Annotated in this window: 13 protein-coding genes and 2 pseudogenes; 12 read left to right on the top strand and 3 right to left on the bottom strand. The window is 33.3% G+C overall.

The window, feature by feature from the left end:
• The first annotated feature begins 22 nt into the window (after positions 1 to 22).
• Together BLQ56_RS01910 and BLQ56_RS01905 are read left to right on the top strand one after the other, a co-directional pair.
• Positions 23 to 1,066 carry a hypothetical protein gene (locus BLQ56_RS01910; RefSeq protein ID WP_090849429.1) on the top strand — a complete coding sequence of 348 codons (1,044 nt, stop codon included), beginning with the start codon at positions 23 to 25 and terminating at the stop codon, positions 1,064 to 1,066.
• 172 nt (positions 1,067 to 1,238) lie between these two features.
• Positions 1,239 to 4,373, top strand: coding sequence for an Eco57I restriction-modification methylase domain-containing protein (locus BLQ56_RS01905; protein ID WP_090849428.1), 3,135 nt, complete (start codon positions 1,239 to 1,241; stop codon positions 4,371 to 4,373).
• 206 nt (positions 4,374 to 4,579) lie between these two features.
• Here BLQ56_RS01905 and BLQ56_RS23790 read toward each other — a convergent pair.
• Positions 4,580 to 4,815: pseudogene (locus BLQ56_RS23790) on the bottom strand (transposase); the annotation flags it as partial.
• Between BLQ56_RS23790 and BLQ56_RS23785 the strand changes: the two are divergent.
• From BLQ56_RS23785 to BLQ56_RS01890, 3 genes and pseudogenes are all read left to right on the top strand, one after another.
• A pseudogene (locus tag BLQ56_RS23785) lies at positions 4,767 to 4,985 on the top strand (IS200/IS605 family transposase); the annotation flags it as partial. The pseudogenes BLQ56_RS23790 and BLQ56_RS23785 overlap by 49 nt on opposite strands.
• 275 nt (positions 4,986 to 5,260) lie before the next feature.
• Positions 5,261 to 6,085 (top strand): HNH endonuclease signature motif containing protein, encoded by an 825-nt coding sequence (locus BLQ56_RS01895; protein ID WP_090849427.1) that lies wholly within the window; start codon positions 5,261 to 5,263, stop codon positions 6,083 to 6,085.
• A 136-nt stretch (positions 6,086 to 6,221) separates the two neighbouring features.
• Positions 6,222 to 8,102: a DNA/RNA helicase domain-containing protein gene (locus BLQ56_RS01890; RefSeq protein ID WP_090849426.1), complete on the top strand. Its 1,881-nt coding sequence runs from the start codon at positions 6,222 to 6,224 to the stop codon at positions 8,100 to 8,102.
• Positions 8,103 to 8,127: 25 nt separating this feature from the next.
• On the opposite strand, the gene BLQ56_RS01885 is transcribed toward BLQ56_RS01890, so the two are convergent.
• Positions 8,128 to 8,544, bottom strand: a complete 417-nt coding sequence (locus BLQ56_RS01885) for a (deoxy)nucleoside triphosphate pyrophosphohydrolase (RefSeq protein ID WP_090849425.1) — start codon at positions 8,542 to 8,544, stop codon at positions 8,128 to 8,130.
• A 121-nt stretch (positions 8,545 to 8,665) separates the two neighbouring features.
• Here BLQ56_RS01885 and BLQ56_RS01880 point away from each other — a divergent pair, with 121 nt between their 5' ends.
• The 7 genes from BLQ56_RS01880 to BLQ56_RS01850 all read left to right on the top strand — a co-directional run bounded on the left by BLQ56_RS01880 (position 8,666) and on the right by BLQ56_RS01850 (position 16,948).
• Entirely contained in the window at positions 8,666 to 8,989 is a 324-nt protein-coding gene (locus BLQ56_RS01880; RefSeq protein WP_090849424.1) for a nucleoside triphosphate pyrophosphohydrolase, read from the top strand.
• Positions 8,982 to 11,402 carry a DEAD/DEAH box helicase family protein gene (locus BLQ56_RS01875; protein WP_090849423.1) on the top strand — a complete coding sequence of 807 codons (2,421 nt, stop codon included), beginning with the start codon at positions 8,982 to 8,984 and terminating at the stop codon, positions 11,400 to 11,402. Before BLQ56_RS01880 ends, BLQ56_RS01875 begins: the two co-directional genes overlap by 8 nt.
• A gap of 168 nt (positions 11,403 to 11,570) precedes the next feature.
• On the top strand, positions 11,571 to 12,650 hold the full coding sequence (locus BLQ56_RS01870) for a PDDEXK family nuclease (protein ID WP_090849422.1): 1,080 nt from the start codon (positions 11,571 to 11,573) through the stop codon (positions 12,648 to 12,650).
• Positions 12,651 to 12,932: 282 nt separating this feature from the next.
• Entirely contained in the window at positions 12,933 to 14,855 is a 1,923-nt protein-coding gene (locus BLQ56_RS01865; protein WP_090849421.1) for a 3'-5' exonuclease, read from the top strand.
• Positions 14,856 to 14,869: 14 nt separating this feature from the next.
• Entirely contained in the window at positions 14,870 to 15,904 is a 1,035-nt protein-coding gene (locus BLQ56_RS01860) for a hypothetical protein (protein ID WP_090849420.1), read from the top strand.
• A 163-nt stretch (positions 15,905 to 16,067) separates the two neighbouring features.
• Positions 16,068 to 16,367: a hypothetical protein gene (locus BLQ56_RS01855; protein ID WP_090849419.1), complete on the top strand. Its 300-nt coding sequence runs from the start codon at positions 16,068 to 16,070 to the stop codon at positions 16,365 to 16,367.
• Entirely contained in the window at positions 16,364 to 16,948 is a 585-nt protein-coding gene (locus tag BLQ56_RS01850) for a hypothetical protein (protein ID WP_090849418.1), read from the top strand. Before BLQ56_RS01855 ends, BLQ56_RS01850 begins: the two co-directional genes overlap by 4 nt.
• 169 nt (positions 16,949 to 17,117) lie before the next feature.
• Here the strand turns inward: BLQ56_RS01850 and BLQ56_RS23300 are convergent, their stop codons facing one another.
• Positions 17,118 to 17,285, bottom strand: a complete 168-nt coding sequence (locus BLQ56_RS23300; protein ID WP_175490157.1) for a hypothetical protein — start codon at positions 17,283 to 17,285, stop codon at positions 17,118 to 17,120.
• Positions 17,286 to 17,335 lie beyond the last annotated feature (50 nt).

The following is a 17,335-nucleotide window of genomic DNA, read 5'->3' as shown; positions in this document are numbered from 1 at the left end:
ATTTATTGGAAGGAATGTTTTAATGAATACATTTATTATTGGGCAGGATTTAAAAACAGACATAGTTTCAGGTCTAACAATAAATAATGAACAAAGTACACTTTATCTATGGAGTTTAAGAGTAAGTGATAGTAATAGAAGAATAAAAGTTAAAGCTTCACAATCAAACAGATATCGAACATTAATTAGACATTTGGAAGATAAAGTTTTTGAAGACAGAGTAAGATTACTATTCATGAAGGGGAATTTTAGGAACGAATATATACTTAAAGTAAGACTTGAAGAACATCCAATACTTGTACTCTTAAACTTAATTCTTAACAATGATATTATCAAAGAAAATAAAGATTTAACATCCGAATTTTTATATAATATCCTAAACAAACGTTATAAAAACAGTGTAGAACTAGTTAAGGGCATCGGAATAACTATATTAAATTGTATAGATAAGATTGAATACAATATTGAGGATGAAGAAGTAAAAGAATTATTAAGTTTGCTATATTTGGAATCTATAAATTCTCAAACTTTAGTTTCAATGGTAAGGGTAGGAAATGGAAATTTAGAACTTCACAAATCATTGGTAAAACCTCCGATGATAAATGGGATAAATCAACCGGATAAACTAAACTTTGTCCCTATTGAGAAAATTGCTGAGTTAAATCGATATAAAGGTAGTGGAATAAAAACCGATGAGCATCACGTTGGATATCATTTTCACTATTGTGAAAAGGTAAGGGGGGGTTATGAATATACTCGATACTTGCTTTCGTATAATGTAAATGAAAAAGGGCATTTAATGAAACTCCCTTCCTTATATTGGGAAATACATAAAGAAAATAATGTTAAGAGTAGTTATAGACTTTCTTCGAATAAAGAATTTAGAAGAGCGGTTTATCATAAATGTAATTCAGAGAGAAGAAAGCTCTTTAAGGGTTTGAGAAAAACTGAAATTAAACAGCTGAAATTTAGGCCTAAGTCAGATGAAGCTGAAATATTTTATAACCCAGTCATTAGTGAGGTAAAACAAAATAAAAAAAGATATTCTCAACTTTTGTATAAATAGTTACTAATAGTTAATTTAGTTTGGTTAATGAATAACTAATTTAAGTGGTTATTCTATTAAGTAGTTCCCATGTAAAAACGTAATGTTTTATAACATTCTTTTAAACAATTAATTAAAGTCTCACTAAGCGTTCTATGATAATGGTAGTTGTTTACGTTAAAGGAGGTTAGCAATGAATCATCAAGGCTATATATTTAATAGAAAACTGTTGAATAAGAAGATGAACCCACTTGATATCAAAACACATCCAGATTATGAACTGAAACTTAAAATTGTTCGAAATTGGAAGTACAGTATAGAAAATAGTAATTTAAATAAGACAAAAGAGGAATCTGTCCAGGGAGATTTTTTAACTCACTTTTTTGTTGAAATTCTAGGCTATAAAAACCGTTATGGTAGTAATGTTTGGAATATTACCCAAGAACAAAAAACAAAAGTGGATGGAACAAAAGCTGATGGAGCACTTGGTTTTTTTACAGAAAATATAGAAGATATTCGTGTTGTCATTGAATTAAAAGATGCTAAAACAAACCTTGATAAGAAACAACATGCACGTGATTCTAAACTAAGTCCTGTCGAACAGGCTTTCTCATATGCTTCAAAATCAGGGAAAAGATGTAAATGGGTAATTGTTTCGAACTTTAGGGAAATTCGACTATACCACAGTTCAGACCAAAGTGAATATGAAATTTTTCATATTACAGAACTTCACAGAGATGAGGAGTTTAGTCGCTTTTATTTCCTCCTTTGCTATGATAATTTAATAAAGCGTGATGAAAACTCTATGATTGATGATTTGTACTTAAAAAATGAAGTAGAACAGCAAGAGATTTCAAGACACTTTTATCAAGATTTTAGACAAGCTAGATTAAATTTATTTGAGCATTTGAAAGAACAAAATGCTGGAAAAGATGAATTAATTATCTTTGAAAAGACACAAAAATTAATGGATCGATTTATTTTTGTATGCTTCTGTGAAGATAATGGGTTATTGCCTGAACGGGTGTTTCGAAAAGTTATTGATGCTTCTCGCAATTCCTTTGATTTAACAGAAACTAAAATATGGAACCAACTAAAAGGATTGTTCCATAGCATAGATAAAGGAAACCAGCCTCTTAATATTAATCGTTTTAATGGTGGTCTATTTAAGATTGATATTGAACTAGATAGTTTGATAATTAAAGATGATATCTTTACTGAGTTTGAAAAGATTGCTGAATATGATTTTGGAAGTGACTTGGATGTAAACATACTTGGGCATATCTTTGAACATAGTATTAGTGATATTGAAGAGATAAAAGCAGAGATTCGAAATGAAAAGTTTGGGAAAAAACAAAGTAAGCGGAAGAAGGACGGGATTTTTTATACACCTGAGTATGTAACTCGATATATAGTAGATAAAACTATTGGTAATTGGCTTGATGAACGTCGACGGGAATTAGGTGAAGAGGACTTACCAATTATTATCGAAGAAAAGCCGAAGATGAGTAGGGCTGAAAAATCTTCTAGAACAAGAGCAATCAATAAACATTTAGAATTTTGGGAGATGTATCGTGATATATTGGCGGGTATAAAGGTATTAGACTACGCATGTGGTTCTGGTGCATTCTTGAATCAAGCTTTCGATTTTCTTTATCATGAGGGGCAACAGGTTAATAATGTTATTGCTGAGTTAAAGGGTGGACAAGTTACATTATTTGATTTAGATAAGCATATTCTTAAAAATAATTTATTTGGTGTAGACCTTAATAAAGAGTCTGTTGAGATAACAAAACTATCTCTTTGGCTAAAAACTGCAAATAAGCATGATGAGCTTACCTCTTTAGACGAAAACATACTTTGTGGAAATTCACTTATAGCTGATGAGAAATATAGTGAAGAAGCTTTTAATTGGGAAGAGGCATATTCTGCTGTTTTTGAAAATGGAGGCTTCGACATTATTATTGGAAACCCGCCTTATGGTGCGGAAGTACCGAAAAATCAAAAACAATACATAGATAAACAGTATAAAACCCAACAGTATAACTACGATACGTATACTCTTTTTATAGAGTTAGCTTTTAAGTTGGTCAAAAAGGGTGGATATATTGGGTTAATAACGCCAAATACATATCTAGTTTTGGAAAATGGCGAATTACTTAGACGATATTTGTTTGAAAATAATGAAGTTAAACATCTTGTAGAACTTCTTGATGTGTTTCCAGATGCTGTTGTAGAACCAGTTGTTTCTATTTTAAAGGCTACCTTTCCAAGTGTAAATTATAGTTTTGATTCAATCATTGTTCCAAAGGACTACAATCGACATTTTGACTTTATTACACAAGGTAAGAGAATAGAGTTTTCCAAAATGGATTTATTTAGAAAAGATAACCTTGTATTTAATTACAATGAAACAGAAAATGAACGGGTACTAATCGATAAAATTTTCTATAATACTGTACCATTAAGCCAATTAGCAAATGTTAAAGCTGGTGTTAAGCTATATGAGAAGGGACAAGGTGAACCAAAACAAACGGCAGAGATTGTAAAAATAAAACCCTATACAAGTTTGGTGCGTGAGGGTGAAGATTGGCTACCGCTAATTAGGGGTACAGACGTAAATCGTTATCTGTTAAAGCAGCAAGGAGAGTATGTCAAATATGGAGCATGTTTAGCTGCCCCGAGAAGTTCTAATATTTTTCTGAAGCCAAAACTATTTATGAGAAGGACAGATGACAAGTTAATGTCTGTTTATGATGAAGATAATGTAATTGGTGTCAATTCAGTTCATTGTATCCAGTTAAAAGAGGATGTTTCATCTATTAGTTTAAAATACTTATTAGGGTTACTTAACTCTTCCTTATTAAATTGGATATTTAGACATGAAAACTTTCATATGGTAGGTAAACCGTTAGCAGAAGTTAAGGTTATATATGTTGAACGTCTTCCAATTAAGATTCCGACTAATGAGGAGCCATTTTTAGAATTAACCAACTTACTTTTAGAAGAGAATGAAAATACTTACCAGACAATAAGCAAATTTATACAATATGTATCAGGTGTATATAAGCCAACAAAGCTATCTAATAAGATTGTAAATTACTTTGATTTAGAGTTTGCTGAATTTGTAAATGAATTGAGTAAACAAAAGGTTAAGCTAACTTCTACCCAGAAATTTGATTTGATAGAGCTTTTTGAAACACAAAAACAAATAGTACAAGATATGAAAAAAAATATTTCAGATTTAGATAGAAAGCTGAATCATATGATTTACGATTTATATCAACTATCTGATGCAGAAGTTAAATTAATCGAAAGTACACAATAAACTGTTACAAAGAAAAACAAAGGAAGCGAAGTGCTTCCTTTGTTTTATTTGAAATGAAAATCCCAGGCTAAGACGGGGATTCCAAAAAACTTTCAACGTCGTATAAAAAAACCCCCATGGTGCTAAAATATTTTTTGGTTTGCCAACCAAAATATCAGCACAGAGGAAGTCCTTATGTCAAAAGACAATAATAGTTTAGCACACATAATCATTAAACTAGTTTTTCCTTTTATATAACCTACAAATCCTGATACACGTGATCTTAACATGCTGTTTCTTCAATTATCTCAATACCTTTCCTATCACAAAGGGTGAGGAATATTTCATCTATATCTTTCTTTATTATCCCATAAACTACTTACCTTCTATTCTTTGGTGCGAACTGGATGTGATATATTTGATTTTCATGCAAATTCAAACTACAGATATGGGAACAGAAAATTTTGGTTCAAAGGAAACTATGTGGATAAAGTAGGAAGAAACAAAAAGGTGATAGAAGAATATATTCGTAAATAAATCCGAGATGATATAGCGGCAGAAAAATTAAGTATGATGGAATATCTTGATCCATTCACAGGTGAAGGGGTAAAAGAAGGGATGGAAGTAAGCTGAAGGCCCCCCAGTTGTACACTTGAAGAACCCTTTCAGTGGCCTTTAGAGAAAACATTTATGTAGGATAATAATTTATTAGAAAACTTTCGTCTAAATTACAAGAGATCTCTTTGTTAAAGCTACTAAATATCTTTAATGTGATTGGTAGAGCAATTATTTTTGATTTGTTATAAACGGAACAGGTTGAGGATATAGTTGATAGATACCTTGCAATATATTTTAATTTAATATTAGAGAAAGTGGAAGAAAAAGTAAAAAAAGAAGGAGGAAATCTTTTGTACGTTAATAAATTTATACCTGGGCAAGAATATAAACGGTCAGAAATTCATGATAAATATGGTGGCAATCGACAAAGAGGGATATCTAATTCAAAAGACCATCCAATGATTTTTATATTTACTGGGAAATCAGGAGAAAACTATGGATATGAAGATGGTTGGCAGGATAATACCACCTTCTATTATACAGGAGAAGGACAAGTTGGAGATCAAGAGTTTAAAGAAGGAAATAAAGCATTAAGAGATCATTTGGCAAATGGAAAAGAGTTATTTTTGTTTGAAAAAAGTGACAGAAGTGGTTACTACGAATTGATTAATCAATTTAATTGCACTGGTTATCATTTGAAAAATGGAAAAGATAAAAACGGGAGTACTAGAGAGATCATTATTTTTGAACTTGAAGTTGTGGGAGAATATAATCAAACTTTAATAAAAGAAACAAATGAGGATATTCTTAACAAGACACTTGAAGAATTACGTCAGTTAGCGATTAATACCGTTAATAATACACATACACCGAACTTACAACAACAGAAATCGAATGTGTATAAAAGAGCAAATGCTATAAAAGTATATGCACTGAAGAGGGCTAATGGTATTTGTGAGTCTTGTGATGAAGAGGCCCCTTTTATAGGTGTCAATAACCAACCATTTTTAGAGGTCCATCACCTTAATCGCTTATCAGATGGTGGGATTGACCACCCAGTAAATGTTGCAGCTATCTGTCCAAATTGCCATAGAAGATCTCATCATGGAAAAGATCAAACCTCTTTCAACAATAGAATAAAAGAGAAGATCCATATTAAGGAAAATCGTTCATAAAAGTTCAAACTAAAACTATAGTAATCATAGATTACTATGAGTTTTTTTATAATTCTAAGCATGAAATAAGTATGATAATCCAGCTTTCGGATGTAAAATAATTATATTCACACACAACGAATTTCCTAGTCATGAGGTGATCAAAATAATAAGAGAAAACTATGGTTGGATAGGAACAGTTAATGAGCTTTTCAAGATAAATCAGAGAGAGTTAACAACAAGTTTAACAGAGTTCTTAGAGGACAATGACTTCGATGTTGAACAATCTCATATAGATTCCTGGGAGGATACTTATCAGTTTCTTCAGGATATTTTTATTCCCGAAATGGAAACGTATGGGGAACTATTTTTAGTTTTTGAATACATGCTACCACTAGAAAAAGGTAGAAGACCTGATGTGCTTTTAATGGTAGAAGATCGTGTTATTATCTTAGAATTTAAGCAAAAAGATAAGGTTTTATTAGAAGACATTGAACAAGCTATTGGTTATCGAGAAGATCTAAAAAGGTTTCATCATATAACAGCAAAAAAAGATCTTCAAGTTGAAGGGTTTCTAGTGTTAACGGATACAGATGAAAAACAAAACTCATTTCTTGGTGTAGACATCTTAGTGCGCCCAAATTTTCTAAAATCATTACAACTTAAGAGACAATTTCAAAGCAGAGATGAGGTAAAAGAATGGCTTCATTCACCTTATCAGCCACTTCCAACAGTGACTAAAGCAACTCTTGATCTTTTTCGGTATGGACATCTTCCACATATTAAAAGTATCGAAGAAGGTGCAATTAACAGAACGGTCAATTTTATCAAGAAAAGAATATTCCTAAATGAAACGAATAGTAAAAGGAAAGAAATTATCTTTGTTTCTGGGGTTCCGGGAGCTGGGAAGACACTGGTCGCATTAAAAACACTATATGATTATAATTCTTATCAGTTTCTAGAGTTCAATAATCCTCTTTCAGCGATTTATCTTTCGGGTAATGGTCCTCTGGTTAATGTTTTACAAGAGCAACTTCAACATACGGAATTCAATGGAAGTGTCGGAAAGACATTTATCAAGGGTGTTTTAGCATTTAAAAAGGAATACTTAAATACTAAGAAAATTCCACCTTTCCATTGTATCTTTTTTGATGAAGCTCAGAGAGCCTGGGACACAAAGAAAATGGGCAGATATCAGGTAAGTGAACCGGAAGGATTGCTACAAGTAGGAGAAAAAATATTTAACAGTAAAGGGTACGTAACGATTGTATGCTTTATAGGTGATGGTCAAACGATTCATATTGGTGAAGAAAAAGGTCTGGCTCTGTGGCGTGAAGCGTTTATAAAATACCCTGGTTGGGCAGTGCATCTACCACCTACATATGAAGATCAATTTGGGTCTATACCTAAACGTGTTTGTGGAGAATTGTTCCTAGATACCAGTATTAGGAGTAATTTTATAAACACCAGTCATTGGATTGAAGCATTATTAAATAAAAATATCACGAAAGCAAGTGAAGAATTAAAATTAATGCAAGAAAAAGGCTACATACTTAGGGTCTCCCGAGACTATGATGAGTGTAAACATTTTATAGAGAAGAAAAGTAAAGAGTATCCCGATAGTATGTATGGATTCCTTGTTTCTTCAAGGGCAAAAGAAAGTGAAGTCAGAAAATACTTGAATACACCTACATATAAAAGTTATATGCAAGACACCGATGCTGGGAAATGGTTCTTAAAGGAAAGTAAAACCTGGAGTCAAGGTGCCACTGAGTTTGTTTGTCAAGGATTGGAATTAGATTTTCCACTCGTTTGTTTTGGTGGTGACTATTATATTGAACAAGATGAGTGGATTGTTGAACCAGAAATTTATAAGAACAACCATAATAAATTTGAAAATTTTCCAATTATAGTAGAGAATATTTATCGGATTCTTCTAACTCGAGCACGGAAAGGAATGGTTATTTATATTCCAAGAGACTCGAATTTTGATGAAACCTTTAAAATGTTTGTGTCAATGGGGGCTATAACAATTTAAGCAGTGGAAAACCAGGTTTAAGGCTTTAAGAATTAGAATCTGGTATTTCCACTTCGGATATTAACTTCTCTACAGCTGGTATATCAGCAGGTGCCCATTTTAATGAGTCCAGGTTTTCTCTTTTTAACCAGATTAGTTTAGAGTGCTCACTTGGAATTGGTGTACCATCAGTAATCTTACAAGTGATACATAAAATATTGATGATAAATGTTTCATACTCGTGAGTATTGTCATGGAATAAATCGATTGTTTCAATCCCGCAATCTAATTCTTCTTTAATCTCTCTTTTTAGCGCAGAGTATATGTCTTCGTCTTTTTCTACCTTTCCACCTGGAAATTCCCACATGTTCGGTAGAGCCATTTCAGGTGATCTTAACGCACATAAAATCTCGTTTTGGTCGTTTTCAATGATTGCAGCTACAACTTTGACTAGTTTTTTCAACTTGATCCTCCTAAACAAACTTTATTATTTTTTATAATACCATTTATTTAAGAGGGACATGGAGATAATTATTAATTCTAGATATAATGGTAGTAAGATTATTTATAGGGGAGATAATTAGATGCCAGTATACAACAAACTAGTTCGTGACCGAATCCCAGAAATCATTGAAAAAACAGGAAAAACATTCACTACACGTATCCTATCAAATGATGATGAGTACATAAAAGAATTAAAAAAGAAAAGCTATGAAGAGTTAGAGGAATATATGAATGCAGAAAGTAACGCACTTGAGGAGCTCGCAGATGTTCTTGAGATCATACATGCACTTGCAGAAGGACATGGATCTTCAATAGAAGAAGTAGAAGCTATTCGTAAGGAAAAAGCAGAGAAGCGAGGCGGCTTCCAAGAGAAGATATTTTTAATTGAGGTAGAGGATGAGTAACGTTAAATTAGTTACAAACAACCTTAAAGAAGAGGTAATTAAGAATATAAGGAAATCCACAACCATTTATATTCTAACTTCCTTTGCAATGAAATCAGGGGTGCAGCTTCTTAAGGAATCACTTAAACAAGCTGCAGATCGTGGTGCTGATATAAAGATTTGTACAGGAGATTACTTATTTGTAACGCAACCAGAAGCACTAAAGGAATTAACTACGATCCATGAAAACATTAAAGTACGTTTATGGAGAAGTAATGGTACATCGTTTCATCCAAAGGCATATATTTTTCAAAATGATCAAGAAGGTATGTTAGTCGTAGGGTCATCAAATTTATCAAGATCAGCCTTAACTACAGGAGTAGAGTGGAATCTATTAGTAGGTGAGACGTCAGCTCGAGAGGGATTTCAAGATGCCTTAGATCAGTTTTCTAAGCTGTTTTATCATAATCAAACAATACCAGTTAATAAAGAATCAATTGCTCTCTATGAAGCTGAATACGAAAAATATCATCAAAAGTATCCTAACTTAGTAAATAAATGGACAGAACTTGAGGAAATTGAATTAATGTTGTCTCCAAAGGATGAAAGTCAGGAAGCTGATATCATTAACGAACCAACCATTCCATATGGCTCAATTCAGCCGCGGTTCGCACAGCTTGATGCACTAGAAGAATTAGAGAAGACATTAGAAGAAGATTACTCGAGTGCATTAGTAGTCATGGCGACAGGGTTGGGTAAGACATATCTTGCAGGATTTTTTGCGCAAAACTTTGGTAGGACTTTATTCATTGCACATAGAGAAGAGATCTTACATCAAGCACAGAAATCCTTTCAAACTATTATGCCTAACCGAACGTATGGTATCTATAATGGTAAACAAAAAGAAGGACAAGCTGATGGTGTTTTTGCTTCAATTTATACGTTAAGCATGAAACATCATTTGGAAGTGTTTGCCCCTAGTGACTTTGATTTAATTATCGTGGACGAATTTCACCATGCTGCAGCTGATTCCTATCAACGCGTCTTAGAATACTTTAAGCCTAAATTCCTACTAGGCATTACAGCTACTCCTGATCGTAATGATAATAAAGATGTATATGCAATATGTGATGGGAACGTTGCTTATCGAATAGATTTCTTAGAGGCGATACAGCGTCGTTGGTTAGCTCCATTCCGATATTATGGAGTCTATGATGATACAGATTATTCTCAAATCACTTGGCTGGGTAACAAATATTCTGAGGAAGAGTTGTTACAGGTCCAGCTACGTGAAGAGCTAGCAGATAAAATCCTTGAGGCATGGAATAAACATAAGCAAACAAGAACAATTGTCTTTTGTTCTTCTATTAGACAAGCTGATTTTCTCTCTGGTCACTTTAATAAAAATGGTTATCGCACACTTAGTTTACACTCAAAACAACAATCGGTTAGTAGAAAACGAGCGATTGAAATGATTGAGGCTAGAGAGCTTGATGCGATTTTTACAGTCGATCTATTTAATGAAGGGGTAGATATCCCGGTAATTGACACGCTGCTCTTTGTACGACCAACTGAATCCTTAACAGTCTTTACTCAACAGGTTGGTAGAGGATTACGTTTAAATGACCATAAAGACTATTGTGTAATCATTGATTTGATTGGTAACTATCGCAATGCAGATATAAAATTATCCTTATTTGATACGGAACATGGTGAAGGACCTGGAAAAAATATTCAACCTAGTGTGCCAGAGATTTGTTCGTTTAATCTTGAAACCAATGTGATTAATCTGCTTAAAGAAATGGCTCGTAAAAGGCAACCACGGAAAGAGAAGTTGCTTCAAGATTACCTTGATTTGAAGTTAGAATTAGGTCGTAGGCCAACATATCTTGAGCTACATCTTAAAGGTCATTCTGAATCAAGCCAGTATAGACAAGAATTCAAATCATATCTTTCATTCTTATATTGGGCTGAGGAATTATCCGAACCTGAGAGTGAAGTTTATAAAAGCTTTGAAGAACTAATAGTAGAAGTCGAAAAAACAGGTATGGCTAAAAGCTATAAAATGGTTGTGTTACTAGCTATGTTAAATAAAGGTGCTTCTGAATGGTATAAACCAATTCAACCAGAAGATGTAGCACCATTCTTTCATCAATACTTAACAGAGAAAGAATATAGAAAAAAAATCGATTTCTCTGATAAAGATTCAATGCGACTTTGGGAGTATGATGAGGAAAAGGTAAGTAAACTCATCGTGAAGATGCCAATGACTAAATGGAGTGGAAGTTCAAAAGGGCTAGTGTTTTTTGAAGACAACCGATTTTTCTTTAATGTTGATGTGGATTCAGAGGAACGTGATATTTTATATAATTGGATGAACGAAATTTGTGAGTATCGGTTGCATTGGCATTTTGAGAGGAAAGAGAATAGGTAGACTGATTAGTGCATCCTTCAAAATGGATGCCCTTTTTATAAATTAACTATGGTATGTCTTTTATTGTAATGTCTTGATACTCCTTGGAAAATAAAGAATAATTGATTGTAGGCTTCCCTCATTAATGGGGAAGGTATTTAAACAAATTAGTAAGAATAGAGGGGTAACATGTATAAATTAAACCCAGTTAGTAATCAACTTGAAGAAATACAAGAGACAACTTTTTTTGAAAATGACTTAAAAGAGAGAGAGCATATTGAAGAGTGGATTCGCAAAAGTCCAGAGGTTCTTGAAGAGGACTTGCTCATTATTGGGCATGAGTACGACAAGTTTGAAATTAATGAGCGCCTTGACTTACTCGCATTAGATAAAGAAGGCAACATAGTAGTAATTGAAGTCAAAAGGGATGTTACTGGAGGTTATGTAGACTTTCAAGCACTAAAATACGCATCCTATTGTGCACGGTTAAGTCCGCAGGATATTCTTGAACTATATTCTGATTATCTAAAGGACTGTGGTTTAGAAGTTGATGCTAAAGAAAGTTTGATAGAATTTTTAAATATAGAAAACGAAGAAGAACTCAACACTATACTCAACACTAGTCAGCGCATAATTATAGTCGGAAAGGAAATTGATAAACGTATTCTTTCAGTCTGTACTTGGTTATATGAAAATAACATTGATGTTAAATGTATAACGATTAAACCATATAAAATGGAAAACGAGATTATTATTGATACTAATCAAATAATCCCTCCGTATAAGTTGGAAAATTACTACATAAGCAAGAAAACTGTGGCAAAAGAACGCAAAATTCAGATTGATGAGAATGTTTCAGAGTTCTTACAAGAAGTTTCAAATTATATAAATTCAAAAACGGATTACAGAGCTCGATACAGTGGAAAACGAGATTACTTTGTAGGTCGACAATTTTTAAATCTTCCTTGGAAGTTTGTGTTTGTATATAAGAAGAAGGAAAACTGGGCTTCTATATTTATTGAATCTGACAAGCCGCAAGCAGTTGAGTTGATAAAGGAGATCTACGAAAATAAGCTTCAAGAGTTTACTAAAGAAATAGGTATCGAAGTTGAATTACTCCGAGGGGTTAAGAATACAGAACTGTATAAGTTAAATGTGAAATTAACATATAATGATAATCAATCCTTCGAAGAGCGTATATCCCAATACAATAATACTTTTTTGAAGTTTAAAAACTACTTAGAAAAACAAGTAAGCAATTTAAGATAATTAAAAGAAAGTTAATTGGTGTTATTCAAAAAAACAGAAGTTTAACAAGTAATGAAAATAGGACATCCCAAAAAGATGTCCTATTTTTGGATGAATATTTTGAATGGGGAATCAGTTTGCCAGTTTACTACTCTATCTTCCTACCTAATATTTTTCCATTTCATAATCCAAAAGTAATAGTCTGATTAGAGCATAAAATACATAAATCTACCAGTTAGTGTCTAATATATGTCAAATGTTGTGGTATAATTTAGAAAAATGTAGAACGATGGAGTGGTAGATTTGGCTCAGTCTGTCCCTGAAACGATTCGTTCCTCTGCAACAGCAGGAGAACGGTTGCTTTTTCGTACGTTAAAAACGTATTTACCAGACGATTATATTGTCTATTACGAACCCGAAATCCATGGTAGGCGTCCTGATTTTGTCGTGATCGGACCAGATTTGGGGTTAGTTGTGTTGGAAGTGAAGGATTATACAAGGAATACGTTATTTCAATTAAATCATGATGAATGGACAATCGTTAATTCCAATGGTGAACAAACGACAACGAAAAGTCCTTTGAAACAGGCTCGAGATAATGTTTTTCATATTGTTGATATGTTAAAGAAAGATAAGAATTTAATTCAAACAGAAGGAAAATACCAATTTAATTTAAAGTTTCCTTATGGGTATGGAGTCGTTTTTACACGACTACAACAAAAGGATTTTATTAAAGATAGCTTGTACAGCATTATGGACGCTGACCTTTGTCTGACTCGTGATGAAATTGATCCTGAGAAGGAATCATTTTCAGAGGAGAATCTAGTTGAGAAGATTCTTAATATGTTCGTCGTTCCCTTTCGATTAAGAGATCCACTTGAAATAGAGGATATCAATGCTATCCGTTATCACTTGTTTCCAGAGGTTCGTATTAGTGCGGAATTTAGGCCACCAGTACCGTACCAGGACCAACTCTTGTTGTCATTACATGATATTAAGGCAATGGACCTCCATCAGGAAAACATGGCGAAACAAATTGGAGATAAGAACCGATTGATTAGAGGAGTTGCTGGTAGTGGCAAAACACTCATTTTAGCAAGTAGAGCTAAGCTTCTGTTAAAAGAAAACCCGGACTGGAAAGTGTTAATTCTATGCTATAACATCTCGCTAGCTCAAAGTATCCGTCAAATGGTTAATCATATGATGAATGAACCTGATAGTTTATTTGATTTTGATTTTACAAATGAAAGTGAAGATCTCTCGGTTGCAAATAATGACAGTGTGATTGTACGGAACTTTCATTCGTGGTTGAAACATGACTTGAGGATTAATGAAAAACAAATCCCAACTATTTTGTACAAGTTAACTCAAAAAGAAGCAATTCTCCCAACATATGATGCGATTTTAATCGATGAGGGGCAGGACTTTGAACCTGAGTGGTTAGCGTTAGTAAGCATACTTTTAAATGAAGAAACACAATCGCTTTTGTTAGTAGAGGATCGTGCTCAATCTATTTATAAAAGAAGACGGAGTTACGTTCAAGATACAGGACTTAGTTTCCAGGGGCGTTCAAAGGTATTGACCATCAATTACCGTAACACCGCGCAAATTGTTAAATTTGCATGGGAGTTTTTCCAGAAGAACTCGATGTTGAAAAACAAGGTAGTTGACCGTGAATTCGAGGGAGAAATCATTGCACCTCAAAGTACTAGAAGAAAAGGACCTGAACCAGCCATTCTAAAAGCCGATAGCTTCTATCGAGAAATGGCCATCATTGCTAAGCAAATACAGAAGTTAAATATAGACAAGAAGGTTCCTTATTCAGAAATGCTGATTCTTTACAGAGTGAAGAGAACACATAAGATAAACGTAATTGATGTTATCCAACGATCACTTACGAATGAAAATGTCCCTTTTTATTGGATTACTGAAAATGAGAACTCGAAGCGTACATTTGAAAAAGAGGATAACACCGTCAAGATAAGCACAATTGATAGCAGCAAGGGATTAGATTTTCAGGCAGTGTTCATTGTAAATATTGATAACATGCCGTTTCCTTTAGAAGAAGATAAAGAGCGGGAAGTTTCGTTACTATACATAGGAATGACAAGAGCGAAGCAGTATCTGTGTCTTTCGTATTCGGGTGAGTCTGAATTTACTCATTACCTTGAAGCTATTCAAAAAATAGATGAGGTAGATATAGTAAAGGATAAAAAAACCTTGTAATTAGGAGTGATAACATGAAAATAGAAATGGGAGAATCGCTAATTTCCTCATGGTTACGACATGTTAGGGTGTGTCAATCAGTACAAACCAATTGGAAACCATCTTCTGCATGGAGTATTCAAAAAGAAGATCGCATTAAATATATTATGGAACAATCAAGTAGATATTTTAGCGATAAGCATAATCTTAATATCTTTAAAAATACCAAATCACATACCCAACTCCTTAAACAAGGCGAGATTGATGTGCTAGGAATAGAAATTAGTAATGGAGATATTGCCACTATTTATGGAGTGGATATTGCATTCCATGAAAATGGTTTGAATTATGGTGGTAGTACTCAGACGGTTGAAAAAATAATGAAGAAAATGATCAGGACGGCAATGATGCTTTACGCGTATTTCAATGTTACATCAGGTAAAATAATCTTTGCATCACCCAAAATACATAAATCACAAATTGATTTAATTAATTCTTGTATAATAGATTTGAAAGGATTATTCCAATCACTATCCCTTGATTTTGATTTTATCCTATATGCTAATGAGTCATTTGATAGTTTAGTTCTTCAGCCAGTATTAGATGTTGCATCATCTGTTGCGGATACTTCTGAACTATTTATGAGAAGTATTCAAATGTATAACATGTTTAATACAAACAAGGAAGAATCAACTAGAACTACTAGTACATTAAAATCCTCTCCAAAACCTGTTCTTGATTTAGAAGAACTTGAAGAGATAAAAGTAGGAGAGCTTGTTCAAAAAACTATGCATAATTACGCTAGAGAAAATAAATTATCACAAGAAAAAGTTCAATTCTTATGTGACTCTAAGTACTCTAAAAGAACCTTTGACATCAACTATCCATTTTTAATTAAAATTAAACAAGGAATACCATTAGATCAACAAGGAATTTTTAATGGGTATAATCGTTACTGGAAAAATCCAATTAATTTTAATGATGAACGTTATTTAATGTGCAGCCAGTGGTATGACAAAAATAAAACTCGCTTTATCAAATGGATGGAAGAGATAAGTCAGAATAGATAAAAATGAAGGTAATTGAATATCTCAACAACAAATAACTGCGAATACTTGCCTGAGATCTGATTGGGATCTTGTTTAACAATCAACAGAATATCTCTATTACAGGATGTAGTAAAGTAGGTTTATTGCATTAATTTATGGACTCAATAGGTTGGGAGTTGTAAAAATGAAATCATTTGTAGATGCGTGGAAAGACAGATTTTCATTTGATAAGTATTCACTTGAGTTTTACTATTCTTGTTTAGAAGAAATCCAGAAAACGAATGACCCTAATAGGTTAGGAGAATTGGTAATAGGGATGCTACATTGGAAGGACGGAAAAGTTAGGGAAGATGAACAAGGTGACTTTTGTGTATCGGGTTATACCTACAGACTTTTAAACCCTAAACTAATACATATAATCCTAAAAAGCATTATGACATCTTGTGTTCACAGGAGTTTTTCAATTGGGCAAAGTCTGTCATGAAGATCAGGCAATTTGAGGAGGAGTTATTATATGAGTTTTCTTCAAGATTCCAATTATATAATTCTAACGCAGTTGTCATTCCCTCTTTTATCTTACACATCATATCGCCAATCTTTTATCCACTTTATGATCAGCACGTGGAGCGGGGAAAACGTGCGTTATGCGGACAAGAGATAGATGTTAAGCCAAATCAACTGAATATAGAAAGCTATAAGGAATATCAAACGTTTTTTTATGAATTTTATAATAATTACAGTAAAGAAACCTCTTTAGTAACTATAAAAATTGCTGATGCAGCTCTTTGGAGTTTCGGTAAATGGATAAAAGGTTTGGCATCTAATGAAGTTCCGAAGTTCATAAGGGCAAAAAATGATGGAGCCAATACAGATTATAAACCAGACGATCGTTTTAAAAGAGACGTATTAGAAATGGTCGATTCTGGTTCAAGTCAAAAAGAAGCTATGGAGTCAATTGCTAATAAGCATAACGTTAAGCTGAAAGTTAGCTATTTTCAGTATCCAGGTTCACATATTAATAGATGGAGAACACAGTTAGAACATATAGGTAGTAGTCACTCATAATGGGTGGCTTTTTGTATTTTAGCTCGGTCAGTTCCATTAGCTATTGTGGTAGGACTAGGACTTTCTTCAATCGCTACGTCCATACTCTTTCGAAAATAGATAGCTACACGCATTCATCTTAATATAAAATGGAGTCTAGGAAAAACAGATTATTCAACTAAACTCCTTCTCAAGCATATTCTCCACCTTCTCGTTGAAACTTCCTTTTATAAGCCCGGTGAAGATAAGGAGCAGTGGGAGGAATCGATATACTAAATCCTTTTCCACGATAAATCGGGTTGTCTACAATTAAGCCTAACTCTATTAATTGCTGAATCTCCCGTGTCCTCTTTTTCAAAACAATGAATCCATCCTTTGATCCTCGAAAAATCAATTCCTAAAATAGTC

Source organism: Litchfieldia salsa (assembly GCF_900104555.1).
Classification (GTDB): domain Bacteria; phylum Bacillota; class Bacilli; order Bacillales; family Bacillaceae_L; genus Litchfieldia; species Litchfieldia salsa.
The sequence above is the reverse complement of the archived record's forward strand: the minus strand, read 5'-3'. Positions and strand labels throughout refer to the sequence as shown.